The sequence below is a fragment of the Pseudomonas morbosilactucae genome (assembly GCF_023241665.1).
Classification (GTDB): domain Bacteria; phylum Pseudomonadota; class Gammaproteobacteria; order Pseudomonadales; family Pseudomonadaceae; genus Aquipseudomonas; species Aquipseudomonas morbosilactucae.
This window is the reverse complement of sequence record NZ_JALQCX010000002.1, coordinates 64,644-84,576: the sequence shown is the minus strand read 5'-3', so window position 1 is coordinate 84,576 and position 19,933 is coordinate 64,644. Positions and strand designations below refer to the sequence as shown.

Sequence of the window (19,933 nt, the reverse complement as noted above, 5' to 3'; positions counted from 1 at the left end):
CTGCGGGTGAGATGCTTTGATGACCACTGAAACTGCTGCTGAAACACCACGTGAACTCCAATTTGCGCCTGTTCCTCTGAGTGCGATCTACGTCGAGGATGTGGGCGCGGCGGCTGAGTATGTTGATGCCTGGCTGCGCGAGATCAGTGGCGGCTGGGTCACCCTGGAGATGTTCAAGAACGCCGTTGCCAGCCAGCCCGCAGTGGGCAACGTCATCGCGTTGATGGACCTCTTGGGTGACATCGTGACCCTGGTCACCACTGACGATCCGGACCCGCTGATCTGGGTCAGCCTGGCGATCAACTTGATTGGGGTCATTCCGTTTCCGCCGGTCATGGCCGGAGCGCGCATGGCGTTGCGGCCGATGCTGATGATGGTGCGCCAGCAGGGTACACAGCACATGGGTGACGCCCTGATCAATGTGTTGGTCGCGAGTTTGAACGCAGACATTGTGGGCACCTTGGCGGATTTCGTGGGGGACAAAGCCAAGGTACAGCTTGCAGCGCTTGTGAGCAGTCTCGGTGAGTTCGGCGAGAGCCTGTTGAACGATATTGCCGACCAGTTGGATGCGTTTGCGGGTGCGGGCTTCGATAGCCAGCGTGACCTGGACGCGGCAGAGCAACAGCTGGATGTGTTGATCCACGATCCCAACAGGCGTTTTGATAACTTTTTGTCGGTGCTGTCCAGTGTGTCCAAGGCCACGGGCAAGGGCTTGCTCAACATGGCTTCGAAAGCCCTGTTAGAGGAAGAGGCAAAAAAACAAATATTGCAGGAAACGCCCAAGCTGCGTGCGTTGGGTTCAGACATACGCTTGCAAGTCAGCCGGCTGGGCGACCCCGACAACCCTGACTCCCTGGAGCATCTGCGCCAGAGCCTGGAAGACAGCGTCCTCGAGTGGTTGGAGCGAAACGGCAACGATCAAGCTGCCAACGTCAAATCCGACGCCACCAGCCAGGCCATGTTCCTGGCCAGCGCCGGGGCACTGGAAGCACTGCGCCGGCAGTTACGGGGTAAGAAACGGCCTAAGCCGCAGAAGAACGGCACCTGCCCAGGAACTTGCAAAAGCATCAGTTTTGCCACCGGGGCCGAGTCCCTGGAACACACCGACTTCAGTCTGCCGGGCGCTTTCCCGCTGGCCTGGACGCGGACCTATTGTTCCGCCCTGGACGCCTATGATCAGGGCGTGATGGGCGCCCGCTGGATCAGCGAGCTGACCACCCGCTTTGACTGCACCGACGACGGCCTGGTGTTCCACGATGCCGACGGCCGCAGCCATGACTACCCGCTGCCCAAGGTCGGCCTGTTCCACTACGACCCGATCGAAGAACTGACCCTGGTACGCGCCACTGAACAGCAGTTGGTGCTGTGTCGTGGTTTCGAACGCAAGGAAACTTACATCCGCCACGGCCAGCGCTACCTGCTGACCGGCGTGGTCCTGCGCAACGGTGCGGGCGTCATGCTGCACCACGAGTACCGGCACAATGAACTGCCGGTGCTTTCGGATGTGATCACTTACCAGGACGACATCAGCGAGGTGCTGCTGCACCTGGGCACGATGATCGACGATCAGGGTCGCCTCACCGGCGTGTGGGAAATTCGCGACGGCGCGCCGCAACGGCAACTGTGCCGCTATCAATATGACGCCTATGGCGACCTGGTTCAGGCCCAGGACGAGAACGGTTCGGCCTGGAGTTATCAGTACCAGCGCCACTTGATTACCCGTTACAGCGACCGCACCGGGCGTGGCATGAACCTGCAGTGGCAAGGCAGCGGCCCGGATGCCAGGGCCGTGCGCGAATGGGCCGATGACGGCAGCTTCGATACGCGCCTGGAGTGGGATAAAAACCTCCGCCTGACCTACGTCACCGATGCCCACGGCCAAGAAACCTGGCACTACTACGATTTGCACGGCTACACCTACCGCATCCGCCACGCCGATGGCCTGTCGGAATGGCTGTTCCGTGATCCGGCCAAGAATGTGGTGCGCCATGTGCACGCCGACGGCAGCACCGACCGCTACAGCTACGATGACCGCGGCAATGTGTTGGAGCATATCCGCGCCGACCACACACGGGTGCATTTCGCCTACGACGATCAGAGCCAACTGATCAAGATCAGCGACGCCGAGGGCGGCCAGTGGCTACGTGAGTACGACGACCGCGGCAACCTGGTGGTGGAACTCGATCCCCTGGGTAACAAGACCGAGTACGCCTACAACGCGGCGGGCCAGCCCACGGCGATCAAGGACGCCAACGGCAACGAAAAGGCCTTGGAGTACAACGACGCCGGGCAACTGCAGAGCTTTACCGACTGCTCCGGCAAGACCAGCGTCTGGGAGTACGACGCCCTGGGGCAGATGATCGCCTTTACCGACCCGGCGGGGCAGAGCACCGAGTACCGCTACAAGGCCGGCCAGTTGGTGCTGATCAAACACCCGGACAAGACGGAGGAACGCTTCGAGCGCGACGCCGAGGGGCGTTTGTTGGCCCACGTCGATGGCCTCGACCGTTGCACGACATGGAGCTACAACGCGGCGGGGCTGCTGGCCGAGCGGGTCGATGCCGCGGAGCAGACCCTGCGTTATCGCTGGGACCGTCTCGGGCGCCTGCTGGCCCTGGAAAACCAGAACGAACGCCGTGCCCACTTTCACTACGACCCCATGGGCCGGCTGCTGGAAGAGACCGGGTTCGACGGCCGCACCACCCGTTACCAATACGAGCCAAGCTCCGGTCGGCTGCACAGCACCCTGAATGGCGAACGCAGGATTGCGGTCAAATTCGACCCAATGGGCCGCCTGGTCGAGCGCCAAGCCAGCCTGAACACCCTGTCGCAACGGGAAACCTTCGCCTACGACGGCAACGGCAACCTGGTCATGGCCAGCAACGCCGACAGCCGCTTGCAGTGGTTCCACGACCCGGCCGGCAACCTGGTCCGTGAGCACCAGCACTACCTGAGCCTGGAACAGCCCCAGGTTGCGGTCTGGCAGCACGAGTACGACGTGCTCAACCAGCGCATCGCCACCGTGCGGCCCGACGGTCACCGCGTCAGTTGGCTGACCTACGGCAGCGGCCATCTGCTGGGCATGCGCCTGGATCAGCACGAACTGATCGGCTACGAACGGGACGACCTGCACCGGGAAATCGCCCGTCACCAAGGCAACCATCTGCTGCAAACCCAACGCTGGGACCCGGCCGGGCGCCTGCAAGAACAATTGCTGGGCCGCAGCGACGACAACAGTACCCTGATCAAGCGCGAGTACCGCTACGACGCCGCCGGGCAACTCACCGACATCAACGACAGCCGCCGTGGCCCGCTGGCCTACCGCTACGACCCGGTGGGCAGACTGCTCAGCGCCACCAGCCGCCTGGCCGTGGAAACCTTCGCCTTCGACCCGGCCGGCAACCTGCTCGACGACCCAACCCACGCCATCCAGCGGCCCCTGGACCAAGACCCCAAACGCAGCAAACTGCTGGACAACCTGCTGCGCGAATACGCCGGCACCCACTACGAATACGACGACCGCGGCAATCAGATCCAGCGTTGGAAAAACGGCAGTTACAGCCGCCTGCGCTGGGACCTGTTCGACCGCCTCGTGCACTTCGAAGACCCGCGTCTGGCCGTGGAATACGCCTACGATGCCTTGGGCCGACGCCTATACAAAAACTCCAGCGCCCACTACAAACGTCGCCCCGAGGCCGGCTCCCAATGGAACCGCAACGAACAGGCGCGCCGACAACGAGAACTCGGCTGCGGCTTCACCCTGTACGGCTGGGACGGCGACAACCTTGCCTGGGAAAGCAGCCCGGCCCAACACGAAAGTGGCACCGGTCGCACCGTGCACTACCTGTTCGAACCCGGCAGCTTCGTGCCCGTCGCCCAAGCCATCCGCCACCAAGCCATCCGCCTGCTGAACCAACCGACCTACAGCGGCGACTACGACATCGACCACGACCCCCTGTGGAACCACAAACCACAGGCCCACCCCTTCGACGCCCTGGCCTGGTACCAGTGCGACCACCTGGGCACGCCGCAAGAACTCACCGACCAGCACGGCCGCGTGGCCTGGAGCGCACAGTACAAGGCGTGGGGAGAAATCAAGGAACAGCGCTCGGACTGGGCCGTGCAGCAGGGCATCACCAACCCGATTCGGTTCCAGGGGCAGTACCACGACCCTGAGACAGGGCTGCACTACAATCGGTATCGATACTATGATCCGGCGGTTGGGCGGTTTATTAGTCAGGACCCGATTGGTTATGCGGGTGGGTTGAATCTTTATGCGTATGCGCCGAATCCAGTGGGGTGGGTTGATCCGTTGGGGTTGGCGAAGAAGCAAAAAATTCGTTGTTCTTGTCCGACGGGAGCGACGGCCTCTGTTCCATTGGAGAAACAAGCTGCAGATTTAATACCGGCTAATGCTGGGAAAAGTCGAGTTACGTTAAAGTCTGAGGGCCAGCAACTAGATATTGATTTGGCGGGAAGGGCTCATAACGGAGTTCCGACACCGCATACTAAGGTTTCTGCTAGAAATAAAATGGCTCCTGCACGTTTGCAGCCTGCATACAATACAACTGAAAAACAAGCTACTTTGCGGCCGGCTACCCAAGAAGATATAAGAACGGCGCGACGATATTTGGAGAGGAAATAGATATGGAAAAGAATTTTTTTCTTGCTAGTAATGTCAGTATTCAGAGAGGGGATCAGCAGTATGACTTACATAATTACTTTGATTTGTCAGGGATTGCAGTCGATTTTTTCGAGCGTTCAGTAATACTGACGTTAAAGTCAATTGAGAGTGCTTGTGCTGATAGCTTATTTAAGAGGCTGGTGATTACCTTTTTAGAAGTCGATTACCTAGATGTAAGTCCCGGAACTCTAAAGGGTATGGTTTTTGAGGTGGCTGAGTTAGGCTATAAGCCAGCAGACGATTTTGATCATGATTGGCTCGTTATGGAAAGTAAAAGCACTAAAGAAGATCATTTTTTTTATTCGGTTGGCCGGTGACGAATTCATTAGGGTTCATGGCGTTGAAGCAACGTTAAAGGTTGAATGGTCTTCTTCGCTTTAAGGCAGGTTTTTTACCGCAAGACTAAATGATTTGGTAAGTGCTGTTTTTGTAGTGTCCAGACTAAGTATGTATGGGGGGTGTTTTGGGTGTAGTGTTGGGGTGATAAGCACTATCGCGTTTTTATAAGTTTATCGAGTGGTATTCATGATAATGATAGTGTGTTTTTTGTTTTGGGGTTTGTATGTGGGGGGGTAGGTTTTAATGTTGATGTATTTGTGTTCTTGGTTTTAAAATAAAAGTAGGGTGTTTGCCGGTTGATTGGTGGCGGATACGTATGGTGTGTCAATTTTATAAATGGTTGGTAATGAAGATAAATACGATCAAAGAGTTTTATGGGGTTGGTCGGTTTTAATCATGGAGGTCTGGCCGGGTTAATAAGGACGATATCGACATTTTTTCTTATGTCAGTGCTGTGTGTTCGTCTGAGGATATTTTGCTGTTTTGTAGACTTCTGGTTCCCGATTTTTCATTCGCGATGATGGTGTTTTTTGGAAGCTAAATACAATCATGAGGCTTTTGACTCTTGATTGCTTGATTTTGATGGTGACTTGCGAAGCATTGAAAAAAATGATGAGTCATACTCGCCTGTATGACGTGTTTGCGGTTGTACTGATGATGTTGTTTTTGAGCAGTTGTCCAAAGTTTCTGCTTTGTGATGGAGGTTGATTTTGTCAAATAAGTTTCCAGATAGAAGGTTTTCTATTGATGTTTAAAATGTGAATCAGGATTATGGGTCCATTGTTATTTTTATCAGGTGGTAAGTTAGCAAAGGATAGGGGGTTGTTATCTGTTCTGTTGTAGATAGTCCGTCTGCTCGACTGCCTTGCTGTTGTTCTGCCAATAGCGGCTCAGACTAGGCCTTGTTTTTACACCTCATGGATGATGAGCACTTGTGCCGATGATATGGCGCACACAAGGAGATTTAAGTGAAAGAAGTAATAAGTGCGCTCCATGCAGCGAACGGTAAAGGTGCGCGTAAGTCAATTGCGAAGCAAGCTGATATTTATGAAAATGCCACATTGGCCAATGAGTTTTTCTCGGAGGAGTGCCTGGGCTTCATTGTCTACCTACTCTCAACTGAAGACTTGTTCAATAAGCCAGGCATTGAAATTTTTATAGTAAAGCTGGCTACTGATATGGATATTATCTCGGATGGTCAGAGGAAGTTGCTGTTAGGTGCGTTGGGAATTAACTATCATAGTTATCTAAATATTGAATTGTGCTGGCACTTGGGTGATTTAGTTGCTCGGCATTACGATAAGGTCTCGGCTATGAGGTTTTTTCAGCAACAGTTCATTTCCGCAACATCTCAGGGTGAAGAAAGAATTGCTCTTGGGCTTGATATACTCACTCGGCAATCAAAGCGAGATCCCAGAGTTATGAAAGAAGTGAGTAGTATTTTAAGTGAACCTGATTAAGAACTGAACTTGCTGGGCGACAATGATGGTAATGTTCCATATTACGAAAAAACGGTTTCATCTCTGAATTTAGTAAATAGACAAGGATGTGCGATGAATATTTCAGAAAGAGTCTCTCTGTTTGTACTGTTAAATGCGTTTTACCGATTCGGTTGCATCCTTAAAGAAATGGGTGTTGATATGCCGAAAGAGGTTGCTTTGTTTATGGATGAGTTATGGGCTTGTCTTGTGTCTGGAAGTTCGAAATTAAATACTGCGTCTATAGACAGTGTAATCGATTCTACCGTGGTAGAAGAGCAAAATGCTGACTATATTGAAGTGCTCAGGAACTTTTATTTTTACGCGCTTTCAAATCTTATTGTGTTTTTTACGGAGGGTGCTCCTGATGGTTTGAGTGCAGCGGAAAGCTCCATCATTGATGCCTATGATTATATGGCCGGTCAAAGATACATAGTTGAGAAAAAAGCGGGTAAGGCTGTTGTGTTAACTGATGAAGAAGAAGCTGAAATACTAACGGATCCAATGTTTGTTGGTGAGACGAACTCTTTGCAGTCGGACAGAGCCTTTGCAGAAAAAATCGTTGATTGGCAACACGCTTTAAAATTTCGCTGATGTGCTGATGTTTGTAGGGTGTGCCTCTGTGTAGTAACGACTAATGCTGAGTGAGTTCGCTCGGGGTTAACAAGGGGTGTAATTATTGTTTTAAACTAAGTGAGTAACATGTTGGGTGTCCGGTATCTTTGGTTTTTGGGCGTGTTGGGTTGTTGTTTTTGACGTTTTGATTGGGCGAGTTCAATGTCTTATTTTTTATCTTACTTTGAAGTGAAAAATAAAAAATCAGAAAATTACAAAGGTTTTTCTGAGGTTGGAAACTTTTCTATCCCTGCGGAGATTGATGGTGGAAATATCAGCGTTATTTACCAAGGAAAAATATACAAGGCAACCATTATTACTGACTTGAGCAGGCAGTGTTCGAATGATTTGTTTTCGGACGTGGGGAGTCTCGAACGCACGATGTTATTGAGTTTCATACTAGAGAGATTGCAAAACGGCTGTGTTACCCCTTGTCTGGTCTCATTTATGGAGCCAAATGAAATACTGCATGTCGCTAAACAATGCTCGCTACAGGGTGACGACCTTGCAAGTTTTTTTCATAAGCGACTAGAAACAGGGTTTTGCACCGAGATACTGGGTGCGCTTTAGTCGGGTGTTCTAAAGCAATCTATACAAAAAAGGCTGGATTCTCGGTAGTTCTCACGGGTTAAAGTATGTTGTCGATAATGTTGCGTAGGTCGTTGCTAAGGTCTCTGTTTTGTGCGGAGCGGCTGTATTTTATATTTATGAATACGTCTTATTTTACCAGTGCGCCATCACGTGGTTTTCTCGATTTATTATGGGGGGCGGTCGAAACGGGAATTGTCCCGAAAGGCACGGATGTGGAGCGGGTAAGGACTTATATCGGCTCTAGCGCGGTGCCCAATGAGGAGGATTGCGTTGGAGCGGATTATTACGGTCTTTCTTTTGTTTCGGCAGTTCAGATGTTGTGTGATTTTTCAGAAAGTCGGCAGTTGGTTTTTTTAGAATGTTTATATGGCGAGCTGGAGGTGAATTTAATGGATCAGCGGATTTTTGAAGTCTACTCAAAAAATGAATACCTTCCACACACCCAAGGTCTTGAGGATTTTATTTCTCATCATCCAGCCATGCTGGCTTTGATGGCGCAGTTGTCAGCGGAGCAACAGCTCTCACAGGCCATAGAGCTTGTTCCGATGGAAATAGAACGCGCCAGAAATTTAGTTGGTGAGATAGTGATATGAGTTGAGCTTTGCTCTGTTATTGATGAAAGCTTCTAGGTTTTTTAGAGACCGCTTAGCACCAGCACCACTCACATAAGGTCGATCTGGACGATGGATGTTTTAAAGTTTGATCAAGAATTTAAACCATTGTTAAAGGGTTATACCCTTGAGTATTCATCATTCACCAATGGGGATTTTGGTGATCTCGAGCGGGTTGAGTTGGAGGGTTTTAATAAATTGGCTACGGTGGAGTTTTGGTCCAGGGGGTGGATCGGTGTGGATGTTTATGATGTGGTTCTTGATCAGCAGGTGATGTGTGTTTTGCTTTCTCCAGAGGAAATGAGTTTGGCTCCGGAGGTGTTTGAGCGATTGCTGTTTCAGTTAAAATGAATTTTGTTATATTAACGTTGTTGGCACTTATAAAAGAGGCATTAACCACTTTAGAGGTGAAGGCTGCCCAAGTCTGAAGTGGATCCCCTGCAATTGTCAGGGCTCGATTAAAAAAGGTAACAGCAATGATGATTGCATTCTTTAAAGAGCGCGTTTCAAAAAATGTGAACGGCTGTTTTTAGAACGGTTGTTTGTGAGTGAACCTCGTTGCTGATGCCACGGACTCAACACCGGTAGTCACCCAAACCCTTCTCCCCTCGACGCCCTCACGGCTCACGTCCATTTCCCCCCGTTCGCCCCCGCTCAGCCATTAAAAAAACCGCCCCTTTGGCCCTGATAACATCGTTTCTCGGCGTTTCGGCTTTTCACTATATTGGCCCCCAGTTCCAGCGTGGTGACTCACCACGCACCCTTTATCGTGAGCCGTCGCAATGAATAAAAAACCTGCAAGCACAGGGCTGGAAGAAGCCGGAACCGGGACCCGGGTGGTGTGGGGGGGTGAGCAGATCACTCATCCTTACAACGCCACGCAAACGCCGATCGTGGCCAGTGCCGCCTACGGTTATGACGACATCGATCAGTGGTACGACGTGGCGCTGGGCAAGGCCCCGGGCTTTATCTACAGCCGCATGAGCAACCCCACGGTGGAAACCTTCGAAGCCAAGTTGCGCGCCCTGGAAAACGCCGAGTCGGCGGTGGCGTTCAGCAGTGGCATGGCCGCCATCAGCAGCGTGCTGTACACCTTTCTGCAGTGTGGCCAGCGGGTGGTGTCGACCAAGGACAGCTACGGCGGCACCAACAAGATTTTCGAGGAGTTCCTGCCGCGCATGGGGGTAGCAGTGACCCTGTGTGAAACCTTCGATCACGGGGAAATCGAGCGCGAGATCGCCAAGGGTTGCCAGGTGTTGTACCTGGAGACCCCGACCAACCCGACCCTGAAAATTGTCGACATCCAGCGCTTGGTGGCGGCGGCGAAGCAGGTCGGTGCCCTGGTGGTGGCCGATAACACTTTTGCCACGCCGTTGAACCAGAACCCCCTGGCCCTGGGGGTGGATGTGGTGATCCACAGCGCCACCAAGTTCCTCAGTGGTCATGGTGATGTGCTCGGCGGTGTGGTCTGCGGCAGTGAAGCCTTGATGGCCCAGGTGCGGCACTACCGGGAGATCAACGGTGCATCCCTCGATCCGTTCTCGGCCTACCTGATTATTCGCGGCATGAAGACCCTGGCCCTGCGGGTGCGCCAGCAGCAGCAAAGTGCCCGGGCCCTGGCGGATTTCCTGTGCAGCGAACCGCTGGTGGAGCAGGTCAATTACCCCGGTTTGCCCAGCCATCCCAACCACGCCGTGGCCTGTGCGCAGATGCGTGGTTTTGGCGCCATCGTCAGCTTTGTGCTGGTGGGCGGCATGGACACGGTCAAGGTGCTGCTGCCGCGCCTGCAATACGCCCACTGCGCCGGCAACCTGGGCGCCGTGGAAACCATCTACGGCCCGGCGCGCACCACCAGCCACGTGGAGAACACCCCGGAAGAACGTCAAGCCCTGGGCATTTCCGAAGGCCTGGTGCGGGTCTCGGTGGGCATTGAAGACACCGACGACTTGTTGGCCGACCTGAAGCAGGCGTTTGCCTGGGTCAGGACCTCACTGCAGCAGCCGGACGCTGCAGCCCGTACCGCCCTGGCACACCCCTGCGTTGAGGTCGCTGACTGAGGTCGTGCCGCCCCCCTCACGGCAAGGCTGCCTGTGAGTTCTCCATGAAACGCAATAACAATAAAAACCTCGCGGCATCCCTTTGATTTCTGCCCAAGCCTCTGTCGCAGACATTGATCCTTGCCCTGACACTTTCATGAGAAAAATCATGTCCATCACACAACAACAAACCAATGCTCGAACCGGCTTCAAGCAGGAAATGCAGACCCGGCACATCGTCATGCTGGCCCTTGGCGGGGTCATCGGCACCGGGCTGTTCCTGACGTCCGGCTACACCGTCAACCAGGCTGGCCCGCTGGGTGCGGTGATCGCCTACATCATCGGTGCGCTGATGGTGTACATGGTGATGATGTGCCTCGGCGAACTGGCGGTGCAGATGCCGGAAACCGGTTCCTTCAGCACCTACGCCACACGCTTCCTCGGCCCGGGCACCGGCTACACCGTGGCCTGGCTCTACTGGCTGACCTGGACCGTGGCCATCGGCTCGGAATTCACCGCCGCCGGTATTCTCATGAGCCGCTGGTTTCCGGACACCCCGGTGTGGATCTGGAGCGCGCTGTTCGCTGGCGTGGTGTTCCTGACTAACGTGGTCTCTGTACGTCTGTTTGCCGAGACCGAGTTCTGGCTGTCCCTGATCAAGGTGATCACCGTGGTGGTGTTCCTGTTGATCGGTGGCGGGGCGATTCTCGGCCTGTTGCAGATCGACCAGGTGCACAGCATCGGCCTGGGCAACTTCACCCGCGAAGGCCTGTTTCCCACCGGCTTCATGTCGATTGCCATGACCTTGCTCGCGGTGTCGTTTGCTTTCTCCGGCACTGAGCTGATCGGTATTGCTGCCGGCGAAACCAAAGACCCGCAACGCAATGTGCCGCGTGCCATCCGCACCACGGTGCTGCGCCTGGCGATCTTCTTTGTCGGCACCATCTTTGTACTTGCCACCTTGCTGCCGCGGGAACAGGCTGGCCTGATCGAAAGCCCGTTCGTCACGGTGTTCACCTACATCGGCATTCCGTACTCCGCCGACATCATGAACTTCGTGATCATCAGCGCCTTGCTCTCGGCCGCCAACTCCGGTCTGTACGCGGCCTCGCGGATGCTCTGGACCCTCAGCGACCAAGGCCACTTGCCCAAACAGTTCTCGGCCCTGACGCGCATGGGCACGCCGCTCAACGCGATCATCGTGAGCATGGCCGGCGGCGCCGCGTCGCTGCTCAGCAGCGTGTTCGCTCCCGGCACCATCTACCTGGCGCTGGTGTCGATCTCCGGCCTGGCCGTGGTGGTGGTGTGGATGAGCATCGCCGCCAGTCAGATTGCCTTCCGCCGCCACTACGTGGCCAATGGCGGGGACATCCGTGACCTGAAGTTCCGGGTCAAGGGTTACCCGTGGGTGCCCCTGGGTGCGCTGATCTGCTGCAGCCTGGCGTGCATTGGCATTGCCTTCGACCCTGAGCAACGAGTGGCCCTGTACTTCGGCGTGCCGTTCATCGCCTGGTGCTACTTCGTGTATTACATTACCCGCAAAAGCCGCGCGCGCCGTCTGTCCCTGGCGCTCCAGGCCCAACCGTCCGATGCCTTGCCAGGCTGACGCACGGGACGGGCGGCCGGTTCGGGGCACCTCGGGTCCATGAGAAAACCACCATGAAGCAAAAGACCTTACCGCCGCTGAACTGGCTGCGGGCCTTTGAAGTGTCCGCCCGTTGTTTGAACTTCACCCATGCGGCTGACGAATTGTTCCTGACCCAGGGCGCCGTCAGCCAGCAGATCCGCCAGTTGGAAAGCCACCTCGGGGTGGCGCTGTTCAAGCGTTTGCCCCGGGGCCTGGACCTGACCGAAGAAGGCCGTTCGTACCTGCCGGTGGTGCAGGACGCGATCACGCGGCTGGCGGTGGGCACCAATGAAATTTTCGGCCAGCACAAGCGTCGGCCGATCAAGGTGCGGGGTAGCCTGGCGTTCTTCGTGCACTGGCTGGCACCCAAATTGGTGGAGTTTCGCCAGGCCCATCCGCTGGTGGATATCCGCTACATCAGCAACATCTGGGTCAAGGAACTGGACGGCGAAGACGACATGGAAATTCGCTGGGGCCACGGCCATTGGCCGGGGCTGGTGTCCCAGCGCCTGACCTGGGACACCCTGTTCCCGGTGTGCTCGCCGGCCCTGTTGGCCGGTGCGCCGCTGCAGGTGCCCAGCGACGTGGGCCGACACGCCTTGCTGCATGTGCTGGGTTACGAGGAGGGTTGGGGCTACTGGCTGAAGATGGTCGGCGCCGATGACGTGGACTCGTCCAGCGGTCTGCAGTTCGACACTATGATTTCTACCTTGCGCATGGCCGAGCTGGGGCAGGGCATTGCCCTGGCCCGGTCGTCCATGGTCGACGAGATGCTCGCCGACGGGCGTTTGCTCGAACCGTTCAACCTGCGCATCGAGGCCAGCGAATCGTTTTACCTGGTGCGCGATTCCGGGGCCGATCAACACCCCGACGCGGTGAATTTTTCCACCTGGCTGGTAGAGCAGGCCCATCGTTACAAGTGACTGGCCGGAGCCACCCATGCGTTATATCAGTACCCGCAGCGCCACGCTCGAGGCCGATTTCGAGCAGGTGGTGCTGTCCGGCATCGCCGCCGATGGCGGCCTGTATGTGCCCGACGAACTGCCGCGTTTCAGCCCCCAGGACATCGCCAACTGGTCGACCCTGGCCTACGACGAGCTGGCGTATCGGGTCATGCGCCCGTTTGTCGGCGAGGCCATCCCCGAGGCGGATTTCAAGGCCCTGCTCAAGGACAGTTGCAGCGGTTTCCGCCACCGCGCCGTGGCGCCCCTGCATCAGGTGGACCGCAATGAGTGGGTGCTGGAGCTGTTCCACGGGCCGACCCATTCCTCCAAGGACTTTGCCGCCCAGTTGCAGGCGCGCCTGGTGCGCTACTTTCTCGATAAGCGCCAGCGTCGCGGGGTGCTGATCGGCGCCACCAACGGCGACACCGGCCTGGCCGCCATCGAAGCCTTCAAGGACTGTGAAGCCGTCGAGGTGCTGGTGTTCTATCCCCAGTCCGGGGTGCCGGACTATCAGTGGCAGCAACTGCAGGGTGCCCAGGGCCCGAGGTTGCATCGCTTTGCGGTGCAGGGCAGTTTCGACCAGTGCCAGGCCATCGTCACCGACCTGTTGCGCCAGTGGCCCCTGGCGGACCGCGAGGTCATCAGTTTCAACTCCAACAACTGGATCGGCGTGCTGGCCCAGTTGGTGTTCTATTTCCACGGCGTGCTGCAACTGGGGGGCGGCCAGCGGCCCCTCAGCTTCAGTGTGCCGGCGGCCAGTTTTGCCGAAGTCTATGCCGGCTACATCGTGCAGAAGATGGGCTTGCCGATCACCCAGATGATCGTCGCCACCAACCGCAACGACGCCCTGCACCAGCTGTTCCTGAAAAATCACTACTCCCGCAGCCAGGCCAATCGCAGCCTGTCGCCGGCCATGGACCTGTCGATTTTCGCCAACCTGGAGCGCTTTCTCTGGGAGCTGTACGGCCACGACCACCAGGCCCTCAGCGCATTGATGGCTGAGTTCGAACGTTGCGGGGAAATGCGCATCGGCAACGAGTTCTGGCTGCAGGCGCGGATGATCATCGACTCCTATTCGGTGAGCGACGAAGAGACCCTGGAAGAGATCCGCAGCCTGTACCACGACACCGGTTATGTGGTCGATCCGCACACCGCTACCGGGGTGCGGGCGGCGCGTCTGTACCGGCGCAGCCTGGTGGCGCCGATGGTCACCCTGGGCGAGATCGCCCCGAGCAAATCGGCGGCGCTGCTGGCCCGCCTGGGGCTCCCCGGCCTGGCCGCAGAACCCTTGCCGGCGCCGGTCCTGGAGCGGCTGCAGGTGATTGCCCCGGACGATCTGGCCCGGGTCCAGCAGTTGCTGGGCACCCTGTGAAGCCCTGGTACGAGGTCCGCCTGTGAAGAGAATTCTCGACCCCCTGGATGAGCGCATCCTGGCCGAACTGACCTTGAATGCCCGGGCTGCCCACGCCGAGCTGGCGGCCAAGGTCAACCTGTCGCGCAACGCCGTGCGCCAGCGCATCGAGCGTCTGGAGCGCGACGGCGCGATCCAGGGCTACACCATCCGTGCCGGTGAAGGGCGCACATCGTCTTCCAGCATCAACGCGGTGATTTTCGTCTACCGCTACGACCGCATGCGTGGCGCCGAAGTGCTCCAGGCCCTGCGCGCGATCCCCGAGATCAGCCAGTGCGAAGTGATGAGTGGCGAGTTTGACCTGATGGTGCGGGTCAGCGCGGCCAACCCCGAGCGGGTGCACCGGGTGTGGAACGACATTGCCGCATTGCCCGGGGTGGAAAATACCGTCACGTCTTTTGTGCTGTCCTCGGTGGTCTAGCACCGCCTCGTTATCCCTGCCGTGGTGTTCAGTGAGCCTGGCGAGTGGCAAGATTCGCCCTCGACCAGGATCACTCGGGATACCCCATGGAACCCTCCTACTCAGCGCTGCTCGGTGACCTCTCCTGTGCCGGGGGCGCCTCCCGCGATGCCATTGAACACCTGATGGTGGCAACCGGGCGCCAACTGCCCAGCGACTACGGCGACTTTCTCCAACAGTGCGACGGCGGCGAAGGCTTTATCGGCGAGCGCTACCTGGTGTTCTGGGCGGCCGCCGAACTGGCCCTGTTCAATCGTGAATACCAGGTGGACGAGTACGCTCCCGGGCTCTTGCTGTTTGCCGGGGACGGCGGCGGCGAGGCGTTCGGCTTCGATTACCGCAGCACTCCACCGAGCATTGTCCAGGTGCCGCTGATCGGCCTGAGCCTCGATGATGCCTTGCCGTTGGCCCCCAGTTTCAGCGCATTCATGGCGGCCCTGAGCACGGCCTGAGCCTGAACGAAACCCTGCCTCGACGCTTGGTCAAAACGCCCATGAAATAGAGCAAATCGGCATATTTCACTGCCCGGGCCGCCATCCTAATCTAGTGCCCAACAGCCTAGTCACCCGGATGGAAGACATAACAATGACCGAATACAAATTGGCCCTGGTGGGCTTTGGTGGGGTTAATCGTGCCCTGGCTCAACTGATCGCCGAGCGCAATCAGCTGTGGAAAAAACAACTGGGTTTCAGCCTGAAAATCGTCGGCGTCACCGACCTGTTTCTCGGTTCGCTGATCGGCCGCGAAGGCCTGGATGCCGGGCTGCTGGCCAAGCTGCCAGCGGTCAAGGGCGCCTTGTCGCAACTGCCCGGTGGCAGTGCCGAGGCCCTGAATGAACAGGTGATCAAGGAGTCCGGCGCCGACATCATCGCCGAAGCCACCTTCACCAACCCGGTGGACGGCGAGCCTGCCACCTCGTTCTGCCGCTGGGCCCTGGAGCAGGGCACGCACGTGGTCACCACCAACAAGGGGCCGATTGCCCTGCACGGCGCCGAGCTCAAGGCTTTGGCCCAGCGCAACGGTGTGGCCTTTGAATACGAAGGCTCGGTGATGAGCGGCACCCCGGTGATCCGCGTGGCCAAGCAAGCCCTGGCCGGCAGCGGCCTGAACGGTTTCGAGGGCATTCTCAACGGCACCTCGAACTTTGTCCTGACCCGCATGGAAGGCGGCCTCGGTTTTGCCGAGGCCGTCAGCGAGGCCCAGGCTTTGGGCTATGCCGAAGCCGATCCGACCGCCGATGTGGAAGGGCATGATGTGCGCCTGAAGGTGGTGATCCTGGCCAATGAGTTGCTCGACGCCAAGCTCAGCGTCAGTGACGTCAACTGCCGAGGCATCAGCGCCCTGACCCAGGCCGATATCGCCAGCGCCGCTGCCCAGGGTGGCCGCTGGAAACTGATCGGCGCCGCGTGCCGCAACGCCGACGGTTCGGTGAGCGCCAGCGTCGAGCCGCGCTTGCTGGACAACAGCCATCCCCTGGCGGGTATCTCCGGGGCGATCAACGCGGTGTCGCTGAACAGCGAACTGCTGGGCGCGGTGACCGTTTCCGGCCCGGGCGCGGGGCTCACCGAGACCGCCTTTGCGCTGCTCTCGGACATCATCGCCATCCACCAATCCCTGTCGACTCGCTAAGGAGAAGGCCTGTGAACCTATCGCGCTTGGCCGTGGCCCTGGAGCCGGAAACCATCGATGTGCTGAACCCGTTCGACGGCAGCGTCCTCGGCACGGTGCCGCAAGACACCGCCGCCCAGGTGCCGCACCTGTTGCAGCAGGGGCGCCAGGGTGTGCTGGCCTGCGCCGCGCTGCCGCGTTATCAGCGGGCGCGGATTCTTGAACAGGCGGCGCTGAACATCGAGCGCGAGGCCGAAAGCTTCGCTCGGCTGATCGTCGCCGAGGCCGGCAAGACCCTGAAGCAGGCGCAGAAGGAGGTCAAACGCTGCGTCAACACCCTCAAGCTGTCGGCGGAGGAGGCCAAGCGCAACGCCGGGGAAGTCATCCCCTTCGATGCCTACGAAGGTTCCGAATCGCGCCAGGGCTGGTTCTCCCGGGAGCCGTTGGGGTTGATCTTGGCGATCACTCCCTACAACGACCCGCTGAACCTGGTGGCCCACAAGCTGGGCCCGGCCATCGCTGGCGGCAACGGGGTGATTCTCAAGCCTTCGGAATTGGCGCCGCTGTCGGCCATTAAGTTGGTGGACTGCCTGCGCGACGCCGGGCTGCCGGAGAGCGTGGTGACCCTGGCCACCGGCGGCGCCGAGTTGGGCAAGGCCCTGGTGGCCGCCCGTGAGGTGCGGATGATTTCCTTCACCGGCGGTTTTGTCACCGGCGAACAGATCGCCCGCAACGCTGGCCTGAAGAAGCTGGCCATGGACCTGGGAGGCAACGCACCGGTGATCGTCATGGCCGACTGCGACCTCGACGCCACCGTCGAGAGCTGCGTGTCCGGGGCGTTTTGGGCGGCGGGGCAGAACTGCATCGGCACCCAGCGGCTGTTGATCCAGGCGTCGATCTACGCAGCCTTCCGCGAGCGCTTTGTGCAGCAGGCCAGCGCGCTGGTGGCCGGTAACCCGGCGCTGCCCGGCACTGACATCGGCCCAATGATCAGCGTGCAGGCCGCACAAAATGCCCAGCAGGTGGTGGACGACGCCCTGGGTGACGGCGCCCGCTTGCTCTGTGGGAATAAACGCCAGGGCGCTTGCTACAGCGCCACGGTGCTGGAAAACGTCGACCATGGCAGCCGCCTGTGGCGCAACGAGGTGTTTGCCCCGGTGGTGGTGCTGGAAGCCTTCGACGAACTGGAGCAGGCCATCACCCTGGCCAATGAGCCGGAGTACAGCCTGCACGCAGGGATCTTCACCAACGATCTGCACACCGCCATGAGCGCTGCACGGCGCATCGAGGCCGGTGGGGTGATGATCAATGACTCGTCCGACTACCGCTTCGACGCCATGCCGTTTGGTGGCTTCAAGTACGGCAGCCTGGGCCGGGAAGGGGTGCGTTTCGCCTACGAGGAAATGACCCAGCCCAAAGTGGTGTGCCTCAACAGCCTGCGCTGACGGGGCAGCGGTACCAGCAACAGGTCGTTGCGGCAGCGGTCGGGTTTGGTCACCCGATCGCTGCTTTTTTTTCGATAAAAAGAACCGGGGCCGATCTGGGTCGGCCCCGGTCAAGCTGGGCTTCAAGGCATTTCCGGCAGCTCTTGCGGCCGCAGGTCGAACACCAGCACTTCAGCGTTATCACCCTGGCGCAGTTGAATCACCTGCTCGTTGCGCAGGCGCGCACCGTCGCCTTCCTGCAACCGCTGGCCGTTGAGTTCGACACTACCGCGAGCCACATGCACGTAGGCGTAACGCTCGGGCGCGAGTTCCAGGGTGGCGCTCTCGTCGCCGTCGAACAGCCCGGCGTATACCCGTGCATCCTGGCGCACGCTCAGGGCTCCGTCGGCGCCATCGGGGGCGATGATCAACTGCAGGCGACCGCGTTTCTGCTGGGCGCTGAAATGCTCTTGCTGGTAGCGCGGCTGGGCGCCGCTGACGTCAGGCACGATCCAGATTTGCAGGAAGTGCACCGGCCGTGTGGCGCTGTGGTTGAACTCGCTGTGGGCCACGCCGCTGCCGGCACTCATCAACTGCACATCGCCAGGGCGGATCACCGAACCGGTGCCCAGGGTGTCTTTGTGTTCCAGGGCGCCTTCGAGCACATAGGAAAAAATCTCCATGTCTCGGTGCGGGTGCTGGCCGAAGCCTTTGCCGGCCGCGACCCGGTCATCGTTGATCACCAGCAGGTCGGAAAAACCCTGCTCCTTGGGATTCCAGTAATTGGCGAAGGAAAAGGTGTGGAACGACTTCAACCAACCGTGATTGGCCGCACCGCGTTCCGAGGCTTTACGAAGGGTCAGCATGGGATCTTCTCCTGTGGGGAGCGGGCTGCGGGGTGCAGGGCTCCGGGGTGAGAAGAAGGTTAATGGTTATCGTTGGGTGCAATAAGCGGCTGAAAGTTGAATGACTGTCGCCTGTGGGTTGACAGTGTTGCGCGCCCGGCCGGGCGCCGCCACGGGAGCATCGCCACAGCCCGTGCGGCTCGCCATAATGCCCCGGCTGGCTGTCGCGCTCCCCCGGGCGCTTTCTCTTGATGGGCGATCTTCTCTGCGATGAAAACTGTAGCCATGGTGTTGTTCCCGGACTTTCTGCTGCTGGACATGGCCGGGCCCCTGGAGGTGTTCTCCATCGCCAACCGCTACCTGGCGCCTGCCGAGCATTACCGGATTGTCACCATCGGCACCGAGCACGCCGCCTTGCGTGCTTCCAATGGCGTGGCGGTGCACGCCGATTGCCACCTGGACCAGGCCGACGAGGCCTATGACCTGCTGTTGGTGCCGGGTGGGCCGGGGGCCTATAACCAGTGCTGCCCGCCGTTGCTCGACTGGCTGCAGGCGACGGTGCCGAAGGCGGAGCGTTACGGCTCGATCTGCACCGGGGCCTTTATCCTCGGCCAGGCCGGGCTGCTCGACGAACACCGGGTGACCACCCACTGGCATTACACCGAGCGCCTGATCAAGGCCTTTCCCAAGGCCCGGGTCGAGACCGACCAGATCTTCCTTCAGGACCGCAAGCTGATCACCTCCGGTGGGGTCACGGCGGGCATCGACTTGGCCCTGGCCATGGTGGCCCAGGACCACGGCAAGAAGGTCGCGGTGGACGTGGCCAAGGTGCTGCTGGTGGTGATGAAACGCCAGGGCGGCCAGGCCCAGTTCAGCCCGTTGGTGGCGGCGGTGGCGACCCAGGATTCGCCCATCACCCGGGTGCAGAACCATGTGCTCGAGCACCTCGAAGAAGCCTTCAGCATCGAGCGCATGGCCGCCCTGGCAGCCATGAGCCCGCGGCACTTCGCCCGGGTGTTTGCCCGTGAGGTGCAGATGACCCCCATGGAGTTCCTGCAAAGTGCGCGCATCGACCGCGCCCGCCACCTCCTGGAAAGCAGCGACTTGCCTCTCAAGACCGTGGCCTTTCGCAGCGGCTTTGGCAGCGTGCGGCACATGCGCTTTCTGTTCAGCGAAAAGCTTGGCCTGACCCCCAGTCAATACCGCCAGCAGTTCAGCTAAGGGGCGTATGGCCGTGCTGGGCACCGCGATGTCCGTGTG

Annotated in this window: 17 protein-coding genes; 16 read left to right on the top strand and 1 reads right to left on the bottom strand. The window is 58.4% G+C overall.

Translation table 11 applies throughout. The features are described 5' to 3' along the window. Positions 1–19 precede the first annotated feature (19 nt). From M1B35_RS00425 to M1B35_RS00355, 15 genes are all read left to right on the top strand, one after another. Positions 20–4,645: an RHS repeat-associated core domain-containing protein gene (locus M1B35_RS00425; RefSeq protein WP_268260887.1), complete on the top strand. Its 4,626-nt coding sequence runs from the start codon at positions 20–22 to the stop codon at positions 4,643–4,645. A gap of 2 nt (positions 4,646–4,647) precedes the next feature. Continuing rightward, positions 4,648–5,001, top strand: coding sequence for a hypothetical protein (locus M1B35_RS00420; RefSeq protein ID WP_268260886.1), 354 nt, complete (start codon positions 4,648–4,650; stop codon positions 4,999–5,001). A 990-nt stretch (positions 5,002–5,991) separates the two neighbouring features. Next, positions 5,992–6,483: a hypothetical protein gene (locus tag M1B35_RS00415; protein WP_268260885.1), complete on the top strand. Its 492-nt coding sequence runs from the start codon at positions 5,992–5,994 to the stop codon at positions 6,481–6,483. A 93-nt stretch (positions 6,484–6,576) separates the two neighbouring features. Further along, positions 6,577–7,095 carry a hypothetical protein gene (locus M1B35_RS00410; protein WP_268260884.1) on the top strand — a complete coding sequence of 173 codons (519 nt, stop codon included), beginning with the start codon at positions 6,577–6,579 and terminating at the stop codon, positions 7,093–7,095. A gap of 183 nt (positions 7,096–7,278) precedes the next feature. Further along, positions 7,279–7,686: a hypothetical protein gene (locus M1B35_RS00405; protein ID WP_268260883.1), complete on the top strand. Its 408-nt coding sequence runs from the start codon at positions 7,279–7,281 to the stop codon at positions 7,684–7,686. A 137-nt stretch (positions 7,687–7,823) separates the two neighbouring features. Continuing rightward, the gene (locus tag M1B35_RS00400) at positions 7,824–8,300 is read left to right on the top strand and encodes a hypothetical protein (RefSeq protein WP_268260882.1); all 477 of its coding nucleotides are present in this window, start codon (positions 7,824–7,826) and stop codon (positions 8,298–8,300) included. Positions 8,301–8,390: 90 nt separating this feature from the next. After that, positions 8,391–8,669, top strand: coding sequence for a hypothetical protein (locus tag M1B35_RS00395; protein ID WP_268260881.1), 279 nt, complete (start codon positions 8,391–8,393; stop codon positions 8,667–8,669). A gap of 431 nt (positions 8,670–9,100) precedes the next feature. Then, a complete protein-coding gene (locus M1B35_RS00390) occupies positions 9,101–10,375 on the top strand; it encodes a cystathionine gamma-synthase family protein (protein ID WP_123335799.1) in 1,275 nt (424 codons plus the stop codon). A 148-nt stretch (positions 10,376–10,523) separates the two neighbouring features. Further along, positions 10,524–11,960, top strand: coding sequence for an amino acid permease (locus M1B35_RS00385; RefSeq protein WP_123335800.1), 1,437 nt, complete (start codon positions 10,524–10,526; stop codon positions 11,958–11,960). A 53-nt stretch (positions 11,961–12,013) separates the two neighbouring features. Next, entirely contained in the window at positions 12,014–12,904 is an 891-nt protein-coding gene (locus tag M1B35_RS00380; protein ID WP_268260880.1) for a LysR substrate-binding domain-containing protein, read from the top strand. A 16-nt stretch (positions 12,905–12,920) separates the two neighbouring features. After that, positions 12,921–14,297 carry a threonine synthase gene (gene thrC / locus M1B35_RS00375; protein ID WP_268260879.1) on the top strand — a complete coding sequence of 459 codons (1,377 nt, stop codon included), beginning with the start codon at positions 12,921–12,923 and terminating at the stop codon, positions 14,295–14,297. 22 nt (positions 14,298–14,319) lie between these two features. Next, positions 14,320–14,757 (top strand): Lrp/AsnC family transcriptional regulator, encoded by a 438-nt coding sequence (locus M1B35_RS00370; RefSeq protein ID WP_268260878.1) that lies wholly within the window; start codon positions 14,320–14,322, stop codon positions 14,755–14,757. A gap of 86 nt (positions 14,758–14,843) precedes the next feature. Next, on the top strand, positions 14,844–15,248 hold the full coding sequence (locus tag M1B35_RS00365) for an SMI1/KNR4 family protein (protein WP_268260877.1): 405 nt from the start codon (positions 14,844–14,846) through the stop codon (positions 15,246–15,248). 133 nt (positions 15,249–15,381) lie between these two features. After that, entirely contained in the window at positions 15,382–16,425 is a 1,044-nt protein-coding gene (locus tag M1B35_RS00360; protein ID WP_268260876.1) for a homoserine dehydrogenase, read from the top strand. Between the two features lie 11 nt (positions 16,426–16,436). Then, complete coding sequence (locus M1B35_RS00355; protein ID WP_268260875.1) at positions 16,437–17,849, top strand: aldehyde dehydrogenase family protein; 1,413 nt, start codon at positions 16,437–16,439, stop codon at positions 17,847–17,849. 122 nt (positions 17,850–17,971) lie between these two features. Here the strand turns inward: M1B35_RS00355 and M1B35_RS00350 are convergent, their stop codons facing one another. Next, positions 17,972–18,694 carry a pirin family protein gene (locus M1B35_RS00350; RefSeq protein WP_123335814.1) on the bottom strand — a complete coding sequence of 241 codons (723 nt, stop codon included), beginning with the start codon at positions 18,692–18,694 and terminating at the stop codon, positions 17,972–17,974. Between the two features lie 249 nt (positions 18,695–18,943). Here M1B35_RS00350 and M1B35_RS00345 point away from each other — a divergent pair, with 249 nt between their 5' ends. Next, positions 18,944–19,894 (top strand): GlxA family transcriptional regulator, encoded by a 951-nt coding sequence (locus M1B35_RS00345; RefSeq protein WP_123335816.1) that lies wholly within the window; start codon positions 18,944–18,946, stop codon positions 19,892–19,894. Positions 19,895–19,933: the final 39 nt, after the last annotated feature.